The 15,609-nt window shown below is 70.3% G+C and carries 12 protein-coding genes; 4 read left to right on the top strand and 8 right to left on the bottom strand.

Translation table 11 applies throughout. The features are described from left to right. The first annotated feature begins 27 nt into the window (after positions 1-27). Positions 28-1,287 carry an NAD(P)/FAD-dependent oxidoreductase gene (locus OIE13_RS02135; RefSeq protein WP_326829458.1) on the top strand — a complete coding sequence of 420 codons (1,260 nt, stop codon included), beginning with the start codon at positions 28-30 and terminating at the stop codon, positions 1,285-1,287. Between the two features lie 445 nt (positions 1,288-1,732). On the opposite strand, the gene OIE13_RS02130 is transcribed toward OIE13_RS02135, so the two are convergent. After that, the gene (locus OIE13_RS02130; RefSeq protein WP_326829457.1) at positions 1,733-2,686 is read right to left on the bottom strand and encodes a hypothetical protein; all 954 of its coding nucleotides are present in this window, start codon (positions 2,684-2,686) and stop codon (positions 1,733-1,735) included. Positions 2,687-3,549: 863 nt separating this feature from the next. Between OIE13_RS02130 and OIE13_RS02125 the strand changes: the two genes are divergently transcribed. After that, entirely contained in the window at positions 3,550-4,515 is a 966-nt protein-coding gene (locus OIE13_RS02125; RefSeq protein ID WP_326643690.1) for a D-isomer specific 2-hydroxyacid dehydrogenase family protein, read from the top strand. 176 nt (positions 4,516-4,691) lie between these two features. Here the strand turns inward: OIE13_RS02125 and OIE13_RS02120 are convergent, their stop codons facing one another. The 7 genes from OIE13_RS02120 to OIE13_RS02090 all read right to left on the bottom strand — a co-directional run bounded on the left by OIE13_RS02120 (position 4,692) and on the right by OIE13_RS02090 (position 13,700). Beyond that, on the bottom strand, positions 4,692-5,861 hold the full coding sequence (locus OIE13_RS02120) for a M20 metallopeptidase family protein (RefSeq protein WP_326643692.1): 1,170 nt from the start codon (positions 5,859-5,861) through the stop codon (positions 4,692-4,694). 240 nt (positions 5,862-6,101) lie between these two features. Further along, positions 6,102-8,759, bottom strand: a complete 2,658-nt coding sequence (locus tag OIE13_RS02115; RefSeq protein ID WP_326829456.1) for a PEP/pyruvate-binding domain-containing protein — start codon at positions 8,757-8,759, stop codon at positions 6,102-6,104. Between the two features lie 10 nt (positions 8,760-8,769). Then, positions 8,770-9,519 carry an HAD family hydrolase gene (locus OIE13_RS02110; RefSeq protein WP_326643696.1) on the bottom strand — a complete coding sequence of 250 codons (750 nt, stop codon included), beginning with the start codon at positions 9,517-9,519 and terminating at the stop codon, positions 8,770-8,772. After that, on the bottom strand, positions 9,516-10,562 hold the full coding sequence (locus OIE13_RS02105; RefSeq protein WP_326829455.1) for a phytanoyl-CoA dioxygenase family protein: 1,047 nt from the start codon (positions 10,560-10,562) through the stop codon (positions 9,516-9,518). The genes OIE13_RS02110 and OIE13_RS02105 overlap by 4 nt, the downstream gene beginning before the upstream one ends. Further along, the gene (locus tag OIE13_RS02100) at positions 10,543-11,838 is read right to left on the bottom strand and encodes an amidohydrolase family protein (protein ID WP_326643698.1); all 1,296 of its coding nucleotides are present in this window, start codon (positions 11,836-11,838) and stop codon (positions 10,543-10,545) included. Before OIE13_RS02100 ends, OIE13_RS02105 begins: the two co-directional genes overlap by 20 nt. 97 nt (positions 11,839-11,935) lie before the next feature. Then, positions 11,936-13,051 carry an amidohydrolase family protein gene (locus OIE13_RS02095; protein WP_326643699.1) on the bottom strand — a complete coding sequence of 372 codons (1,116 nt, stop codon included), beginning with the start codon at positions 13,049-13,051 and terminating at the stop codon, positions 11,936-11,938. After that, the gene (locus OIE13_RS02090; protein ID WP_326643700.1) at positions 13,008-13,700 is read right to left on the bottom strand and encodes a GNAT family N-acetyltransferase; all 693 of its coding nucleotides are present in this window, start codon (positions 13,698-13,700) and stop codon (positions 13,008-13,010) included. The genes OIE13_RS02095 and OIE13_RS02090 overlap by 44 nt, the downstream gene beginning before the upstream one ends. Before the next feature lie 178 nt (positions 13,701-13,878). Here OIE13_RS02090 and OIE13_RS02085 point away from each other — a divergent pair, with 178 nt between their 5' ends. After that, positions 13,879-14,817, top strand: a complete 939-nt coding sequence (locus OIE13_RS02085; RefSeq protein ID WP_326643701.1) for an ABC transporter ATP-binding protein — start codon at positions 13,879-13,881, stop codon at positions 14,815-14,817. Between the two features lie 9 nt (positions 14,818-14,826). Next, positions 14,827-15,609, top strand: a complete 783-nt coding sequence (locus tag OIE13_RS02080; RefSeq protein ID WP_326643702.1) for an ABC transporter permease — start codon at positions 14,827-14,829, stop codon at positions 15,607-15,609.

Raw genomic sequence — 15,609 nt, 5'->3', positions numbered from 1 at the left:
GGCGATATCACCGCAGGAGGCCTGCCGATGACGTCCGGCGATATCACCACTCTCACCCCGGCCGTCGTCATCATCGGCGCCGGACCGTCCGGGCTGAGCGCCGCCCGTGAACTCGCGCCGAGAATCAACGGCGAGGTCCTTGTCCTGGACCGGGAGAGCACGGCCGGGGGCATTCCCCGGCACAGTGACCATCCCGGCTACGGGATCAGGGACATGAGACGCTTCATGAGCGGTCCCGCCTACGCCAGGAGGCTCGTCCGGCAGGCCGAGGCCGCCGGTGCGACGATCCTGACGAACGCCACCGTGACGAACTGGGCCGGTGACCGCGCGATCGAGGCCACCACCCCGCGGGGCCGCATCCGCGTCGAGGCGCAGGCAGTCATCCTGGCCACCGGCGCCCGGGAGCGTCCACGACCGGCCCGGCTCATCCCCGGAGACCGCGCCCACGGCGTCTACACCACAGGGCACCTGCAGAATCTCGTCCACCTGCAGCACGGGAAGGTCGGGAAGAGAGCGGTCATCGTCGGCGCCGAACTGGTCAGCTGGTCGGCCGCGCTGACCCTGCGCGAGGCCGGTTGCCGGACCGTCCTGATGACCACCGAGTATCCCCGGCCGGACTCCTACTCCCTGTTCAGCGTCCCCGGCAGGATCCTCTTCCGCACCCGGGTCGCCACCCGCACCCGGGTGACGAAGGTCATCGGCCGACCGGAGCTGCGGGCCGTCGAGATCGAGGACATCGACACCGGCAGGAGGCGGGTCGTCGAGTGCGACACGCTCGTCCTCACCGGCGACTGGATCCCCGACCACGAGCTGGTGCGCGCGGCGGGAATCGCCATGGACCCCGGCACGAACGGCCCGCTGGTCGACAACGCGCTACGTACCGACAGGCCGGGCGTGTTCGCCGTGGGCAACCTGCTCCACCCGGTTGACACCGCCGACATCGCGGCGATCGACGGCGCCCATGTCGTGCGCTCCGTCATCGCCTGGGTGGAGGGGAGGAGGACACCGGCCGAACAGGTACGTCTCGTCGCCGACGCGCCCTTCCGCTGGGTGGCGCCGGAGATCTTCCGCCCGAAGGATCCGGCCCCGGCCCGTCGCCGCCTGCTGTTGTGGAGCGACCGCTACATCCCGTTCCCCCGGATCGTTCTTCGGCAAGAGGGAAAGGTCGTCGTGCGGAAGCGGCTGTGGTGGCCGGCGGCTCCCGGCCGGGTGTTCCGCATCCCGACGAGCATCCTCAGCGCGGTCAGACCGGACGCCGGTCCGGTACACATCGGCGTGGAGCCCTGACACACCTTCAACGAGCGGCCCCCGGCCACAGGCGTGGAGCCCTGACACACCTTCAACGAGCGGCCCCCGGCCACACTGGTCGGGGGCCGCTCGTATGTGCAAGGTGAGGGGCACACCGACGGCAGGTGAGTGGACAGGCACCGTTCACACGTCCGGCGTCGTCCGTGGTGAAGGTCGGGGATGCGCCGAGGGTGTGATCTGCGGGCCTGTCCGGGGTTGAAGGTCAAAACCGCAGCGACGGCAGGTGGACGGGCGGGCGCCGTTGACGCCTGCGGACCGTACGGGGTGAAGGGCATGTTGGGGGGAGGCGGTTGGGGGGAGGCAGTTGGGGGTCGAGGCGAAGGGCCGGGACGAAACGGGGCAAAAGGCTTACTGGTCGGCCTCTGGCGCGTTTTTCCGTAGGGGTTTTCCTTGATCTGGGTGATTGAGCACACCCCCAGCGTGCTCAATCACCCAGATCAAGGACCGAACAGGCCAGACCGCAGGAACTGGGGCGCCCGGTCCAGCCATGGGCGATGAGGACGTGGCTGATCTGGGCGGCGACCTCGCAGGAGCGGTGGGTGACATCCGCGTAGCCATATCGGAGCGAGGCTTTGTTCTTTTCCGTGGCGGCGTTGTCTCTGCGCATGTCCCGGAAGACATCCCGCCCAAGGTGACCGACTCGGCCATCGAGGTGAACGATCGTGCGATATTGCTCATAAGTCACGTCGTCGTACTGGCTGACGCCGTCTTCGGTGCGCCGGAGCTGGCGTCGACCTCGGGGGAGATCATGAGCCCGCTCGACTCTCTGGAAGTAGCGTGTCTCCAACAGCGAATGGGCACCTTCGGCGGCCACACCCACGAACGCGATCAACTCCGGCCGCCGGCGAAGCTTGCCGTGCCCTGCGAGTGTGGTGGCCAGCCGAGCCGCGGTGGTCAGTCGGGAGCCGCAAGCCTGCGCTACCCATGCGGTGACCTCGTCAAGATCAGAGGAGAGCTGGGTCAGCGCGATGACCGTCTCCTCCAACCTGGTTCGCGGCGGAGATGCCGCCGGATGCCTGATCCGATCTGCCTTGGAAGATCGGTGGATCCGTATGTCCCTCAGTGCTCTGACCGAATGACCGTGGGACAGCGTCACGTGGATCAGGCCACTCGGCCGTTCGGTGATTCCCCACAACTCTGCAGCGGTGTGGTGACTGAGCATCGCGCCTGTCCCGCAGGCGAGAACCGCGGCCCACAGCTCAGCGGTTCTACTCAATGGTCCGGTAAAGGTCGCATAGACGCCTCGGCCGGGATAGACGGCCCGCCACCGACAACCACCAAGGTAATGGGAGACGGCGCTCCGGGAGATTCCGTATCCCAGCACCTGCTGCCGGGTGACGACCCCCGCCTGATGGTGCATCAGGCGCTCCAGTGCCAAGGGGAGACGTTGATGGGCCAGTGCTCGCATACGCCGCAGGATGCCCTGTGAGAGAGGAAGCCCGTAGGACCGAATTCCTTTCTGTGGATAAGCACCCTGCCCCCATCCGCCCGATGAGTTGCACCGATCAGTCCTTGATCTGGGTGATTGAGCACACCGGGGGTGTGCTCAATCACCCAGATCAAGGAACCCCCTACGGAAAAGCTCACCAGAGGCCGACCGTAAGGTTTTTGCCCCGCTTTGCCCCCTCTCCTCGCCCCCACCATCACCACCCCCACCATCACCACCCCCAACCACCTCCCCCAACGCGCCCTTCACCCCGTACGGTCCGCAGGCGTCAACGGCGCCCACCCGTCCACCTGCCGTCGCTGCGGTTTTGACCTTCAGCCCCGGACAGCCCGCAAATCCGAACGGCGCTTGACCACCCACTCACCCTCGACGCGGTTTTGACCTTCACACCGGACAGCGCCGCAGGTGCCAACGGCCCCCAACCACCCCGTACATGCCCTGGGCGGTGCCGTAGGTATGAACCCGTGTCCAACTGCCCCGCAGGGGCCGATCCCACGATGATCATCCGTCGGCAACGGCAGCACACGCCCTCCAGGGGAGGGATTCCAACGCCTTCCTCGACACGAGCAGGTGAGCTGGTGGCGGCGCCGTTCCCGCGTCGCGGCCTCCGAGCACGAGTTCTTCAAGCTGGTCAAGGAACGTGAGAGGCACGGGTTCGGGTGATCGATCCCGTTCGGTGACGGGTGCGGGTGATCGATCCCGTTCGGTGACGGGTTCGGGTGATCGATCCCGTTCGGTGACGGGTGCGGGACGCCGAGGTACGCGGCCGGTGGGCCACGTACAGAATGTCGTTCATGGAAGCCCGAATCGCGATAGCCCCGTCCCCGGAGGCGGGGGCGGCCTACGACCGTCCCAACTCCCCCGGCCTCGACCGCCTGCGCCTCAGGGTCGAGGAGGCCGTGTCCGGCGGCGGTGGCGTCAATGTCCCGCTCGCCGAGGCGGACGGCCTGGTGTGGCTCATCCCTGGCGAGCCGGAACTGCTCCGCTCGGCTCTGGATGCCCACCCCCGGATCGGCTGGGTGCAGTTCCCCTGGGCGGGGGTGGAGAGGTTCACCGCGTCCGGGGTGCTCGACCGCCCCGTGGTCTTCAGCTGCGCCAAGGGGGCGTTCGCCGGGCAGGTCGGCGAGCACGCGCTCATGCTGGTGCTGGCCTGCCTGCGCAACCTCGCCCGGCAGGCGCGCACCCCCCGCTGGTACCCGGTGGATCCCAGGTCTCTGCACGGCCAGAGGGTGACGGTCCTCGGCGGCGGCGGTATAGCGACCGAGCTCATCCGGCTCCTGCGGCCGTTCGAGTGCCGGATCCGGGTGATCCGCCGCCGGGCGGAGAGGATCGAGGGCGCCGAGGAGACGTTGCCGCCCGAGGCCCTGCCCGCCGTGCTTCCGGAGACCGACATCCTGGTGCTGGCCCTCGCCCTGACGCCGGAGACGACGCACGTCATCGGCGCCGCCGAGCTGGCTCTGCTGCCGGCGCACGCCGTCGTCGTCAACGTCGCCCGCGGCGCGCACATTCAGACCGACGCGCTCGTCGAGGCCCTCCGCGCGGGGACGATCTCCGCCGCCGGGCTGGACGTGACGGACCCGGAACCGCTCCCCGAGGGGCACCCGCTGTGGGCCGAGGACAGGGTGCTCATCACTTCGCACTGCGCCGACTCCGCCGAGTACGTCACCCGGATGTTCTGCGAGCGGGTCGAGCGGAACGTGCGCAATCTGCGGACGGGCCTCCCGCTGGAGGGGGTCATCGATCCCGCCGCGGGATACTGACGGGCTCCGCGATCGTCTGCGTCCCGGACCGCGGAACCGGCATCGCGGTGGATCCGGCTCACCTAGGCGCTTTCGGCCGGCGGTGTGTCGCCCCCGCGCTCCTCGGTTCCCGGAGACGGCACCGGTGAGCCGCCGTGGCCGGGAAAACGGTCCCGCGACCGGAGCGGGTGGTTCTGTCAGTGGCCCTGGCCCGCGCCGATCACCTGCGCGGCCCCGAGGTAACCGGCGAGCAGGCTCTCCGCGAGCGCCTTCACCGTCTCGTCTCCCGGCAGGAAGTGCGGGCTGTGCAGCCCGGCCACCGTGTCGGTGCCCACGAACAGCATCAGCGACGGCACGACCGACGCGAAGTGGGCGAAGTCATCGGCACCGCAGGAGCGCAGCGTGGCGGGCATGTGGTGGCCCGTCTCGACGAGGATGCAGCCGGTCTCCTCGGCGAGGCGGGCGTCGTTGACGAGCACCGGCTCCCCGTACGTGATCCGCACCTCCGCCTCGCAGCCGTAGGCACGGGCGACACCCTCGGCGATCTCGTGGAAGCGCTGGTGCAGCCGTTGACGCCAGGCCTCCGACATCGTACGGAAGGTGCCCTGGGCGACGGCCTTCCTTGGAATCGCGTTCGGGGCGGTGCCCGCCGACACGATCCCGAAGGTGACCACCGTCGGCGTCATCGGGTCGGCGTCGCGGCTGACGAGCTGCTGCGCGGCTACGATGATCTGGGCGAGTGCCAGGACCGAGTCCTGGGCCAGGTGGGGGTAGGCCGCGTGCCCTCCCCGGCCCCGGACGACGACCGCGAACCGGTCGGAGGAGGCGTTGACAGCGCCGGGAGTGCAGGCCGTCTGACCGGCTTCGAGCACCGGCTGGACGTGTGACGCGATCATCGCGCCGACCTGGTTCCGCTGGAGCGCGCCCGACGCGACGATGTCACGGGCGCCGGAGGGGGGACCCTCCTCACGTGGCTGCAGCACCGCGACCATCGGTGCCGGCGCCTGTACGTGGTCGACCGCCCTGGTCAGCGCGACCAGGGCGGCGAGGTGGACGTCGTGGCCGCAGGCGTGCATGGCACCGTTCTGCGCAGCCCAGGGCACCCCGGTCTCCTCCGGGATCGGCAGGGCGTCCAGCTCTCCGCGTACCCCGACGGCCAGGCCGTCGCCGCCGACCCGGAGGAGCGCGCCGGTCTCCGCCACCCGCTCCATCGCGCTGCCCTCGGGCAGCGCGTCCAGCATCCGTTTGAGTGTCGGCTCCTCCTTGCCGGACAGGCACGGCTCGGCGTGCAGCTCCCGCCGCAGCCGGTAGGCGGCGGGCAACTCGGCGTGGAGCGCCTCGCGGAGCCGCGCGCCGAGCTCGTTCACGGTCTCTCCCCGAGAGCGCGGGGGCGGTCACCCCTCATGCGCCCCTCCCCGCCGAGCGCGGCCACGGCCGGGCCGACGCCCCCGCTCATGCCCCCGCTCACGCCGCTGCTCACGGCGATCCTGTCGGACAGGTGCGATCCATCGAAGACTCTCCTGTGGTCGGCAGGCCCGGCTACCGGACATGACAAGGCTCGTCATACCCTCCTGAACCATCTGAACCACAGGTGCGGTTTCAACAGTTCAGGGAGAGCCGGGCGTGAAGACGATCCCGCTACCGCCGTCGACCCCGACCGACTGGCCGGAGACGATGGTCGTGGTCGCGCCCTCGGCGCCGATCACCGCTGGAATCCCGTACTCCCTGGCCACCACCGCCGGGTGCGACAGCAGCCCTCCCTGGTCGGTCACGACGGCACCGATCAGGCCGAAGTACTGGGTCCAGGCAGGCGAGGTCGTCGAGCACACCAGGATGTCACCGCGGCGCAGACGCACCGCATCGGCCACCGACGCGCAGACCCGCGCGGGACCCACGTAGCGACCGGCCGATCCCGCGACCCCGCTGACCAGCACCTGCTCGCCGTCGGCCGACCCCGGTCCCACGCTGAAGTCGAGACCGCTCGCCCGGTCGGACAGGATCGAGTCGATCACGTACGGCACGGCGTCGAGTGACTGCTCGGCCCCGATGGTGATCGGTGGCCGCAGTCCCCGCTGCCAGTGCCGGATGCGCTTGCGCTCGGCGACGAGGCCTCGACGGTCCAGGCCTCCGATCAGGCCCTGTTCGAGTTCCGAGGCGTCCAGGTACAGGGCGTCCACCGGCTCGCGCAACAGATCCCGCGCGCACAGCCTGCGGCCGATCTCCAGCAGCTGGTAGCGGGTGGCGGCGTGCCCCACCTCGGTCAGCGCGACATAACGGTCCTGCCCGAGTGGCAGGCACGACTCCAGCTCGACGACGAGGCGGCGGATGGCCTCGGCCCGGCCGGGGTGCTCGGCGACCAGGGCGTCCACGGCGTGCCGCCGCTCGACCGCGAGCCTGGCCAGCCTGGTGCTCGGCCGTTCCTCCTCGTGCCCGACCTTGGCCGCGAGTACGGCGATCAGCGGGACGGTGTCCTCCATCCAGGGGGTCGACTCGATGCCGTCCATGCCGTGATAGCCGTACTCACCGAGGAACGCGGCGATCGGAGCCCACGCCTCCGGCCGGGTGCGCAGCGCCTCCAGCGCGGCCGGCGCCTCCAGGCCCGTCAGGGTCCGGCGCGTCCAGTCGTCGGCTTCGAGCTCCCTGACCAGCAGCCACAGCGCCTCCTCCAGCTCGCCGAGCATGCTCGGCAGGCCGTGCAGGACGTGCTTGGCCAGCTCCTGGGCGATCTCGGGTTCCATCCGGGCCAGGCGTGCCATCACGAAGACCGGTGTCATGCCGACCATGCCGCCGATCTCGTCGTCGTCGGCCCGCCCGGCGAGCCAGGCGGTGAGCCCGCCCACGAGGTCGGCGTCGGAGCGGGCGGTCAGGTCCGCCGCCAGGATCTCCCTGCTGCTCCGCTGGACCGCCTCGCGCCACCCGTCGCGCCAGCGCACCGGGGCCTCGGCCACCATGCGGTCGATCGCCACCTCGTACGCGACCTGATGATCATCGGGCAGGTCACCGGTGGCGAGGTCCTCGCCCATGTAGAGGTAGCCCTGGTAGGTGGCGGTCCGCAGCCGGCACGGCGAGTGCCAGGAGGCGCGCGCCCGGTTCAGGCCCTCGGTGAACTTCCCGAACGAGATCAGACCCCATACCGAGGAGGGCCCCAGGGACAGCTCGGAGGCGCGCAGCCAGTAGCGGCCGTCCGGCGGGAGGTCCGGGGAGTACTGCGCGCTCAGGTCCGACGGCAGCCCGGTGATCGGGCGGGCCTGCAACGCGAAGAGCTCGTCGTCGTGGAAGGCCCACTCGATGTCCTGGTTGTCGCCCCTGACCGCCTCGATCTCGGCCGCCAGCTCCACCAGGCGCCGCAGTTCCGCGTCCGTCAGCGCGGGCGCCTGTCGCCGCCCGGCCGCCACCTCCAGATCGACGATCTCACCCGGCCCACCGGGGACGACCGCCGAGGGCTTGTCGGCGATCTTCCGGTCCAGCACCGTACCGGTCTCCCGGTCCACGACGAACGTGTCGCAGGGGGCGGTCCCCTCGACCAGCTCGCTCGCCAGGCCGTAGACCGCGTTCACCACCAGGCGGGAGCGGTCCCCGGTGACCGGGTCGGCGGTGAAGAGCACGCCACTGGCCGTCGGTGAGACCAGACGCTGCACCAGCACGCCCATCGTGTGTCCCGACGTCCCCATCCGCTCGCCGTAGGCCAGCGCCGTCTCCGACCACTGCGACAGCCAGCAGGCGCGGATCGCGTGGAGCAGCCCGTCGGCGTCGCCGATGTTCAGGTGGCTGTCGAAGATGCCGGCGAAACTCGCCTCGGCGCCGTCCTCGGCCAGCGCGGACGAGCGCACCGCCACCGCGGCGGCGCTCTCCCCCCCGCCCCGCGAGGAGCGCGCCACGAGGCGGTCGTACGCGTCGAGGACCTCGGTCACCAGCGTGGGCGGCAGCTCGGCCCCGAGCAGGCCGGACCTCAGCTCCGCCACGCCCGAGGCGTCGGATCGGCCCTCCTCGACCTCGCGGGCCAGCTCGGTCAGCCCGGCCGCGGCGAGCGTGTCCCGCAGGGCGAGCACGGTGAGGCAGAACCCGGCCGGAACCCTGACCCCGGCACGCAGCAGGTCGGCCAGCCCCGACGCCTTACCGCCGACACCGGCGCCGAGACCGGCGTCGACACCGACGCCGGCACTGGCACTGGCACTGGCACTGGCACTGGCACCGGCACCGGCACTGGCACCGGCACCGGCACCGGCACCGGCGGGGGCTTCCTCAAGGGGCACTACGTAACGCATGGAGAGCCTCTCAGCTGGAGAGCGGTACGGGGTCGAGCCAGCGGTCGACGACGTCGACGACGCCGACCAGGTCGGTGACGATCGCCTCCGGGTCGGTGCCCTCCTCCTCCTGGAGGCCGTTGGGCAGCCATATCGCGCGCATGCCGACCGCCTGGGCGCCGCTTATGTCCCAGGGGCTGTCGGCGACGAACACCGCCTCGGCCGGGGTGACCCCCAGGATCCGCAGGACCGTGAGGAAGCTGTCCGGGTCCGGCTTGGCCCGTTTCAGGTCCGAGCCGCAGACGCAGACGTCCAGGAGATCGGCCAGGCCGTCCTCCTCGAAGAGCCGCTCGTGCCAGGAGCGCGGCCAGTGCGAGCTGGTCAGGATGCCGACCAGCAGGTCACGCTCCTTGAGCGCGGCCAGTGCCCGCCGCGCCTCGGGGCGGGCGTGAATGTTGGGCGCCATGGTCTCCAGGTGCGCGGCGAGCACCTCGTCGGCGAGCCCGTCCGGCAGCTCGACGCCGAGGGTGTCGGCCGCCATACGGGGGACCGTGAGGATCGAGGCCACCTCGCTGGTCTCGGCCCAGATGCTCCAGATCTCGGTCTCCGCGGCGGCCAGCGCGGCGGCGGCCCGTTCCGGGTCCGCCCCGTCCAGCAGGGCACCCGCGGCGAGCCACTGCAGCTGCCTGGGTACGAGGTTCCAGGGCGTGATCGTGCCGCCCCAGTCGAAGACCACGGCCTTCAGCGGGGCGGCCTGCCCTGCGGTCGCGTCGGTGCTCATCTGAATCCCTCCAGCGTGGAAACCCCGTGCTCCGGCTTCGGGGAGGATGTCAAGGAACGGGTCCCGCCCATCTCGCGGTAGCGGCGCTCGAAGCGCGCCGCGGCCTCCTGCCAGCGGCCGTTGCGCCGGGTGGCGGCGGTCCCGTCGGCGAACGGGGGGGCGTACGTCAGGTGCAGGATCCTGCGCGGCAGGCCCGACTCGTTGGGCGAGGAGGAGTGCACCAGCAGGCTGTGGAAGAAGAGCACCGAACGGGCGGGGGCGTGGATCTTCCGCCGCAGCGGCCCGACGCTGCTCTCCTCGACCCGGCCGCTGCCGCTGTCGGGATCGCGGCCCACCAGGCGGGTGGGCTCGCGGTGCGAGCCCGGCACCACCGTCATCGGCCCCCGGTTCTCGGTGTCGTCCAGGCTGACCGCCACCGAGATGGTGCTGGGCGGGTAGCCCTGCTGACGGTAGTAGCCCCAGTCGTGGTGGAGCGGCCAGGTGTCGCCGGACGCGCGGGTCGGCAGGAACGGAAGCCCCTCGACCGGAGGCAGGCGCTGCTTGTAGTTGAGCTTGCTCTCCATGAGCGTGCCGGAGTGCCCGGTCAGCTGCCGTACCGCCGCCAGCATCATCGGATCGGCGGCGAGGGCCGCGGCGACGGGCAGCACATCGACGACGGGGCTGATCCTGCGGATCACCAGCTCGCCCGAGGCGTCCAGCAGCAGGTCGCCTCGCGGGTTCCGGCGGCCGAGCACGACCGAGGAGTCGACCACCAGCTCGATCAGCCGGTCGGCACCGGCCAGCAGCTCCCGGTGGACCTCCGGGGTGAAGAAGTCCCGGCGTACCAGGTATCCGTCGGCGGCGAAGCTCTGGACCTCGGCCTCCGACAGCGGACCCGCGACCTCGCCCGCCGACAGCGGACCCGCGACCTCCGACGCCGACTCGGCGGCCTCCCCTGACGGACCGCCGGCAGCCTCCCCTGACGGACCGCCGGCAGCCGACAGCGAGCGGGTGCCGTACGGCACCGGGGCGGCGTCCGCCGCGCTAAGCAGACGCCACGACATCGGCCGGCGCGCCTTCCTGCCCGCTCACCGGGGAGATCCCGAAGAACTCGGCCGAGTTGTCGACGTAGAACTTCTGCCTGATCGACGGGTTGGCGCCCAGGGCGTCGAAGACCTCCTCGAACCGTCCGGTCCCGTACGCCGTCCCCTCGTAGTGCGGGAAGTCGCTGGCGTACAGGAACAGGTCCTCGCCACCCTCGAAGAGGTAGCCGGGCAGTCCCTCGAAGGGGAAGGCGCCCACTCGCACGGCGCGGCGGAAGTAGTCCGAGGGCGGCATGGACAGCTGCCGGCGCAGATAGTGGTTGCGCACCCCGACGACGTCCATCACCCAGTCGATCCGCTCCAGGAAGCTCTGCACCCACAGGCCGCCGCACTCCATGGTGGCGACCTTCAGCCCGGGATGCCGCTCGAAGACCCCTCCGAAGATCAGGTCGCTGAGCGCCGCCTCGACCGGAAGGTGTCGATTGATCATCGAGCTGAGGTCCGGCCCCGAGTGCGAGTCCGTGTACGCGTCGACTCTCTCCCACGCCGGGTCGACCGTGTGCGGCATGACCGCGATGTGCATGAACACCGCGAGGCCGGTCTCCTCCAGCGCCTTCCACACCGGTTCGTTGCTCGGATGGGACCAGGGCACCCCCCGGAACGGCTTCATCGCCAGGGAGACGCCCTTCATGCCGAGCGCGGCGCAGCGGTGGATCTCGGCGACGGTCCAGTCCACGTCGTACAGACCGATCTGCCCCGCGGCCAGCAGCCGCTCGTGGTAGGGCGCGCACTGCCCGGCCACCCAGTCGTTCCACGCCGCCATGTGGGCCTGGACGACGCGGTGGCCACGCGGCTCGACCAGCCGGGTCCAGTAGAAGGCGTAGCTCGGGAACATGATGGCGACGTCCGTGGCCATCTGGTCCAGGAGCGGGATCCTGGCGGCCGGGTCGCTGGCGGTCGGCTCGCATGTCTCGTCGAAGGAGCGGGGGTTGAGCGCCCGGTCCTCCTTCTCCCGCTCGTAGGCCAGCTCGTCGGCCGCGATGAGGCGGGCGATGCGCTCGTACTCGTCGGGGACGGTCGCCCGGCCCGGGCCGATCCGCTCCTCGCCGAGGTACAGGAAGCGCCGGCCGAACTCGTCCTCGCGCAGGTCCAGCTTGAGCCCGCCGGTCTCGGTCAGGTCCACGCCGTCCCAGGTGCCGAACGTCTCGTTCAGGTGCTGGTCCACGTCGATGATCGGTCCGGATACCTGCGGCCGGATCGAGGGGCCGGTGAACTCGGCGTTGCTGGTCCGGTACATGCCGAACCTCCCTTTCTCGTCTTCCGCGCCTTCCTTGCCGGACGGCTGGGTGCGGATCGGCGACTGCTCGGTGACGGGCGGGTACAGGTCCGGGGGGTCACAGTCCGAACCACTCGGCTGCCTTGCCGTAGCAGGCGTGGTCGGCGACGTCCTCGGGAACCTCGGCGAACAACTCGTCGAGGACGGGGTGCGGGTCGAAGCAGACGCGGTGGTTGTGCGGGTAGTCCGAGGCCCACATGACGGTTCCCGCCAGGTTCGCCCACGGCATCGCGAGCATCCGCGCGCCGATGCGGTCCTCCTCGAAGGTGGCCGCGATCTGGCGCTGCCAGATCTCGATGGGCGTGCTGGAGAGCTTGACGTCGGTGTAGCGCTCCCTGGCGGTGTCCTCGGCCTGCTGGATGACGAACGGCAGCCAGCCCACGCGGCACTCGCCCAGCAGGACGCGCAGCCCCGGCCGCCGGTCGAGCACGCCGGAGAAGAGCAGCGACAGGATCGGGTCCAGGATCGCGAACGACGCCTGCACGACGTAGGAGGGCCACTGGCCGTGGTGGCGTACCGGCTCGACACCTGGAGTGGCGGAGATGTGCGTGCACAGCGGGACGCCCGCCTGCTCCACGGTGTCCCACAACTCCTCCCAGACCGGCTCCCACAGCGGCCGGCCGGCCAGCAGCGCGTTGAACTCCAGCCCGCGGAAACCCTGCTCGACGGCCCAGCGGGCCTCGGCCGCACACGCCTCCGGCGAGCCGGTGGGCAGGATGGCGAGCGGTACGACCTTCCCACCGCTGTCCCGGTCCATGGTCAGCGCGAACTCGTTGTAGGCGCGCACACAGGCCAGGCCCAGCCGCTCGTCGCCGAAGATGAACCCGTCCACCGGGGGGAACATCACCTGAGCGGTGACGCCCGCGCCTTCGAGGTGGGCGCTCACCAGCTTCGGATCGGAGGGCGGCAGCGATCCGGGCTCCGTCTCGACGCCGAAGTCACCGTAGAAATCCTTCAGGAGCAGGGCGTTGTTCGACCCGGCCGCCGACGGGGTGTGCGGCCTGCCCTCCCAGACCCACATCGAGCCCCTGTCGCCGGTCTCGACGACGCGTGGCCCCTCCTCGCGCAGGCTCGCGGGCAGCCTCTCCTGCCACAGGCCCGGCGGGATCCACGGCAGGTCCAGGTGGGAGTCAGCGGAGATGAGCCGGCGCCTGGTCGGCGGCGTCGAGAGCACGGGGGGCATTCCTCTCGGTAGGGACAGGTGAAACAGGGTGGACGCGTGAGAGCACCACCGCATCCGAACGTTCGCCCGCGACTTCCACGAATGATCGGAGCACGCCCTCCTCCGCGAAGCCGGCGCGCAGCGCGGCCACACGGGAGCCCACGTTGTCGGGGCGCGTGAAGATCTGTATGCGGGCGTAACCCAGCGAGGCGATGGCCCAGCCGGTGACGAGGTCGATGGCGGTCGCCGCGACACCCCGGCCACGCAGGCGGGGCAACACCCAGTAGCCGGTGATCTCGGCGACGCGGTGGTGGGGGTCGAAGGCTCCGAGTGTCAGCAGGCCGGCCGGTGCCGGGCGCGTGTCCCGCCCGGCGTCGTCGGCCTTCCCTGTGATCCCGGCGCTCCCTGTGATCCCGGCGCTCTCGTCCGCCTCTACGCCCTGGACCTCGATGATGAAGCCCAGGTCGCCCCGGTCCGCTGTCGCTTCGAGTTCCGATAGCCACTGCGCCGCTGACAGGCCGAGCGGCACCGGAGCCCAGGGGTTGGTTTCGAGCGAGCTCACCATCGAGAGGAAGGCCACGTCGTGCCGCGTCCACGGGCGGACGGTCACACTCCCCCTGGTGAGTGGCCTGCTCGGGTGGCCGGCTGTGTCAGGTGGCATACGAACCTCCCCCGCAGGTCAAGACAGGGAAGACAATATATATCTATAACGATACGCGTCAACGACAACCGATCTACCGAGAATCACGACCGCGAAAGTGCCGAAGAACAAGCGATATCCCCGCTGGGAGGGCCGTGATCCATGGACGCCCCTTACCCATGACGCTATCGTTTCATATATGCGCAATGATGTGGAGGCAACCTACGTCCACGCCGAGGGCCTCGTGAAGAGGTACGGAGCGCTGACCGCCGTGGACGGCATCGATCTCCGGATCGTCCGGGGCGAGGCCTTCGGCTTCCTCGGCCCGAACGCGGCGGGCAAGAGCTCCGTGATGCGCATGATCGGTTGTGTCTCCCCGGTCACCGAGGGCCTGCTGAGGGTCTTCGACACCGACATCCCCGGCAACGAGTCCGCGATCAAACAGCGGCTCGGCGTGGTCCCTCAGGACGACAGCCTGGACGAGGACCTCACGGTCCACGAGAACATGATCGTCTATGCCCGCTACTTCGGCATGAGCTGGCGGCAGGCTCGCGCGAAGTCCGTGGAACTGCTGGAGTTCGTCCATCTGAACGATCGGTCCGGCGACAAGGTCGCCAACCTCTCCGGCGGAATGCGGCGGCGGCTGACCATGGCGCGCGCCCTGGTGAGCGATCCCGACATGCTGCTGCTCGACGAGCCGACCACCGGGCTCGATCCGCAGGCCCGCCAGGCCGTCTGGGACAGGCTCCACCGCCTCAAGAGCCAGGGCGTGACCCTGGTGGTCACCACGCACTACATGGAGGAGGCCGAGCAGCTCTGCGACCGGCTCGTCATCATGGACACCGGGCGGATCGTCGCCGAGGGCTCGCCCCGCGAGCTGATCGAGAGATACTCCACCCGCGAGGTCGTGGAGATCAGGGCCGACTCCGAGGTGGTCGCCCGGTTCGGCGACCGCCTGTCCCAGCTCGCCAAGCGGGTGGAGACGATGCGCGACCGGACGCTGCTCTACACGGACGACGGCGACCGGGCCGCCATCGAGCTCGTCGAGCTGGGCCTCACACCGGAGGTCCTGCTGGTGCGCCGGAGCGGTCTCGAGGACGTGTTCCTCAGGCTCACCGGACGCGCGCTGACCGACTAGGGGAACCCGATGCCGAAACATCCCACGATCCACGCCCTGGAGTACTGGGCGATCAACTACCGGCGACGATGGCGCGGGACCGTGATCAGCGGAATCCTCACCCCCATCGTCTTCATGGTGGGGATGGGCTTCGGCCTGGGGGCGCTCGTCGACACGAAGATCTCCGGCTCCGGCCAGATCGGCGGTGTCGACTACGTGGTGTTCATCGCGCCGGGACTGCTCGTCTGGGCGGCGATGCAGACCGCCGTGGGCGAGTCCACCTGGCCGGTGACCACCGCGGCGTTCTGGGAACGGACGTACGCGGCGATGATCGCGGCCCCGCTGCGGGTCAGGGACGTCTTCCTCGGTCACCTGCTCTGGATCTGCGTGCGGATCACCATGGTGAGCACGGCGTTCCTGCTGGCCGGCCTGCTGCTCGGCGCGATCTCCTCCTGGTCGTCCCTGTTCGCCCTGCCCGCCGCGCTGCTCACCGGCATCGCGTGCGCGTCCGTCACGATGGCCTTCGCCGTACGACAGGTCAGCGCCGTCTGGTACGACGCGGTGTTCCGGGTGATCGTGCTGCCGCTCTTCCTGTTCTCCGGGATCTTCTTCCCCATCGAGCAGATGCCCGCGCTCCTCCGCCCGCTGGCGTACGCCACCCCGCTCTGGCACGGGGTCGAGCTGTGCCGGGGGCTCGTCATCGGCCACGTCGAAGCCGGGGCGCTGACCGTGCACGTTCTCTACCTGTTCTCGCTGACCGCGCTGGGGCTCTTCCTGGCGGTACGGAGCTACCAGCGGGTTCTCACCAAGTGA

Origin of the sequence: Streptosporangium sp. NBC_01810, assembly GCF_035917355.1 — a bacterium.
Taxonomy (GTDB): domain Bacteria; phylum Actinomycetota; class Actinomycetes; order Streptosporangiales; family Streptosporangiaceae; genus Streptosporangium.
This window is presented reverse-complemented; position numbering and strand designations above follow the sequence as displayed.

What these genes read in the sequence shown, in the direction of transcription:
- OIE13_RS02085 (WP_326643701.1), top strand. Translation starts at nt 13,879, where the DNA reads ATGCGCAATGATGTGGAGGCAACCTACGTCCACGCCGAGGGCCTCGTG.
- OIE13_RS02135 (WP_326829458.1), top strand. Translation starts at nt 28, where the DNA reads ATGACGTCCGGCGATATCACCACTCTCACCCCGGCCGTCGTCATCATC.
- OIE13_RS02110 (WP_326643696.1), bottom strand. Translation starts at nt 9,519, where the DNA reads ATGAGCACCGACGCGACCGCAGGGCAGGCCGCCCCGCTGAAGGCCGTG.
- OIE13_RS02100 (WP_326643698.1), bottom strand. Translation starts at nt 11,838, where the DNA reads ATGTACCGGACCAGCAACGCCGAGTTCACCGGCCCCTCGATCCGGCCG.
- OIE13_RS02115 (WP_326829456.1), bottom strand. Translation starts at nt 8,759, where the DNA reads ATGCGTTACGTAGTGCCCCTTGAGGAAGCCCCCGCCGGTGCCGGTGCC.
- OIE13_RS02080 (WP_326643702.1), top strand. Translation starts at nt 14,827, where the DNA reads ATGCCGAAACATCCCACGATCCACGCCCTGGAGTACTGGGCGATCAAC.
- OIE13_RS02105 (WP_326829455.1), bottom strand. Translation starts at nt 10,562, where the DNA reads ATGTCGTGGCGTCTGCTTAGCGCGGCGGACGCCGCCCCGGTGCCGTAC.
- OIE13_RS02125 (WP_326643690.1), top strand. Translation starts at nt 3,550, where the DNA reads ATGGAAGCCCGAATCGCGATAGCCCCGTCCCCGGAGGCGGGGGCGGCC.
- OIE13_RS02090 (WP_326643700.1), bottom strand. Translation starts at nt 13,700, where the DNA reads ATGCCACCTGACACAGCCGGCCACCCGAGCAGGCCACTCACCAGGGGG.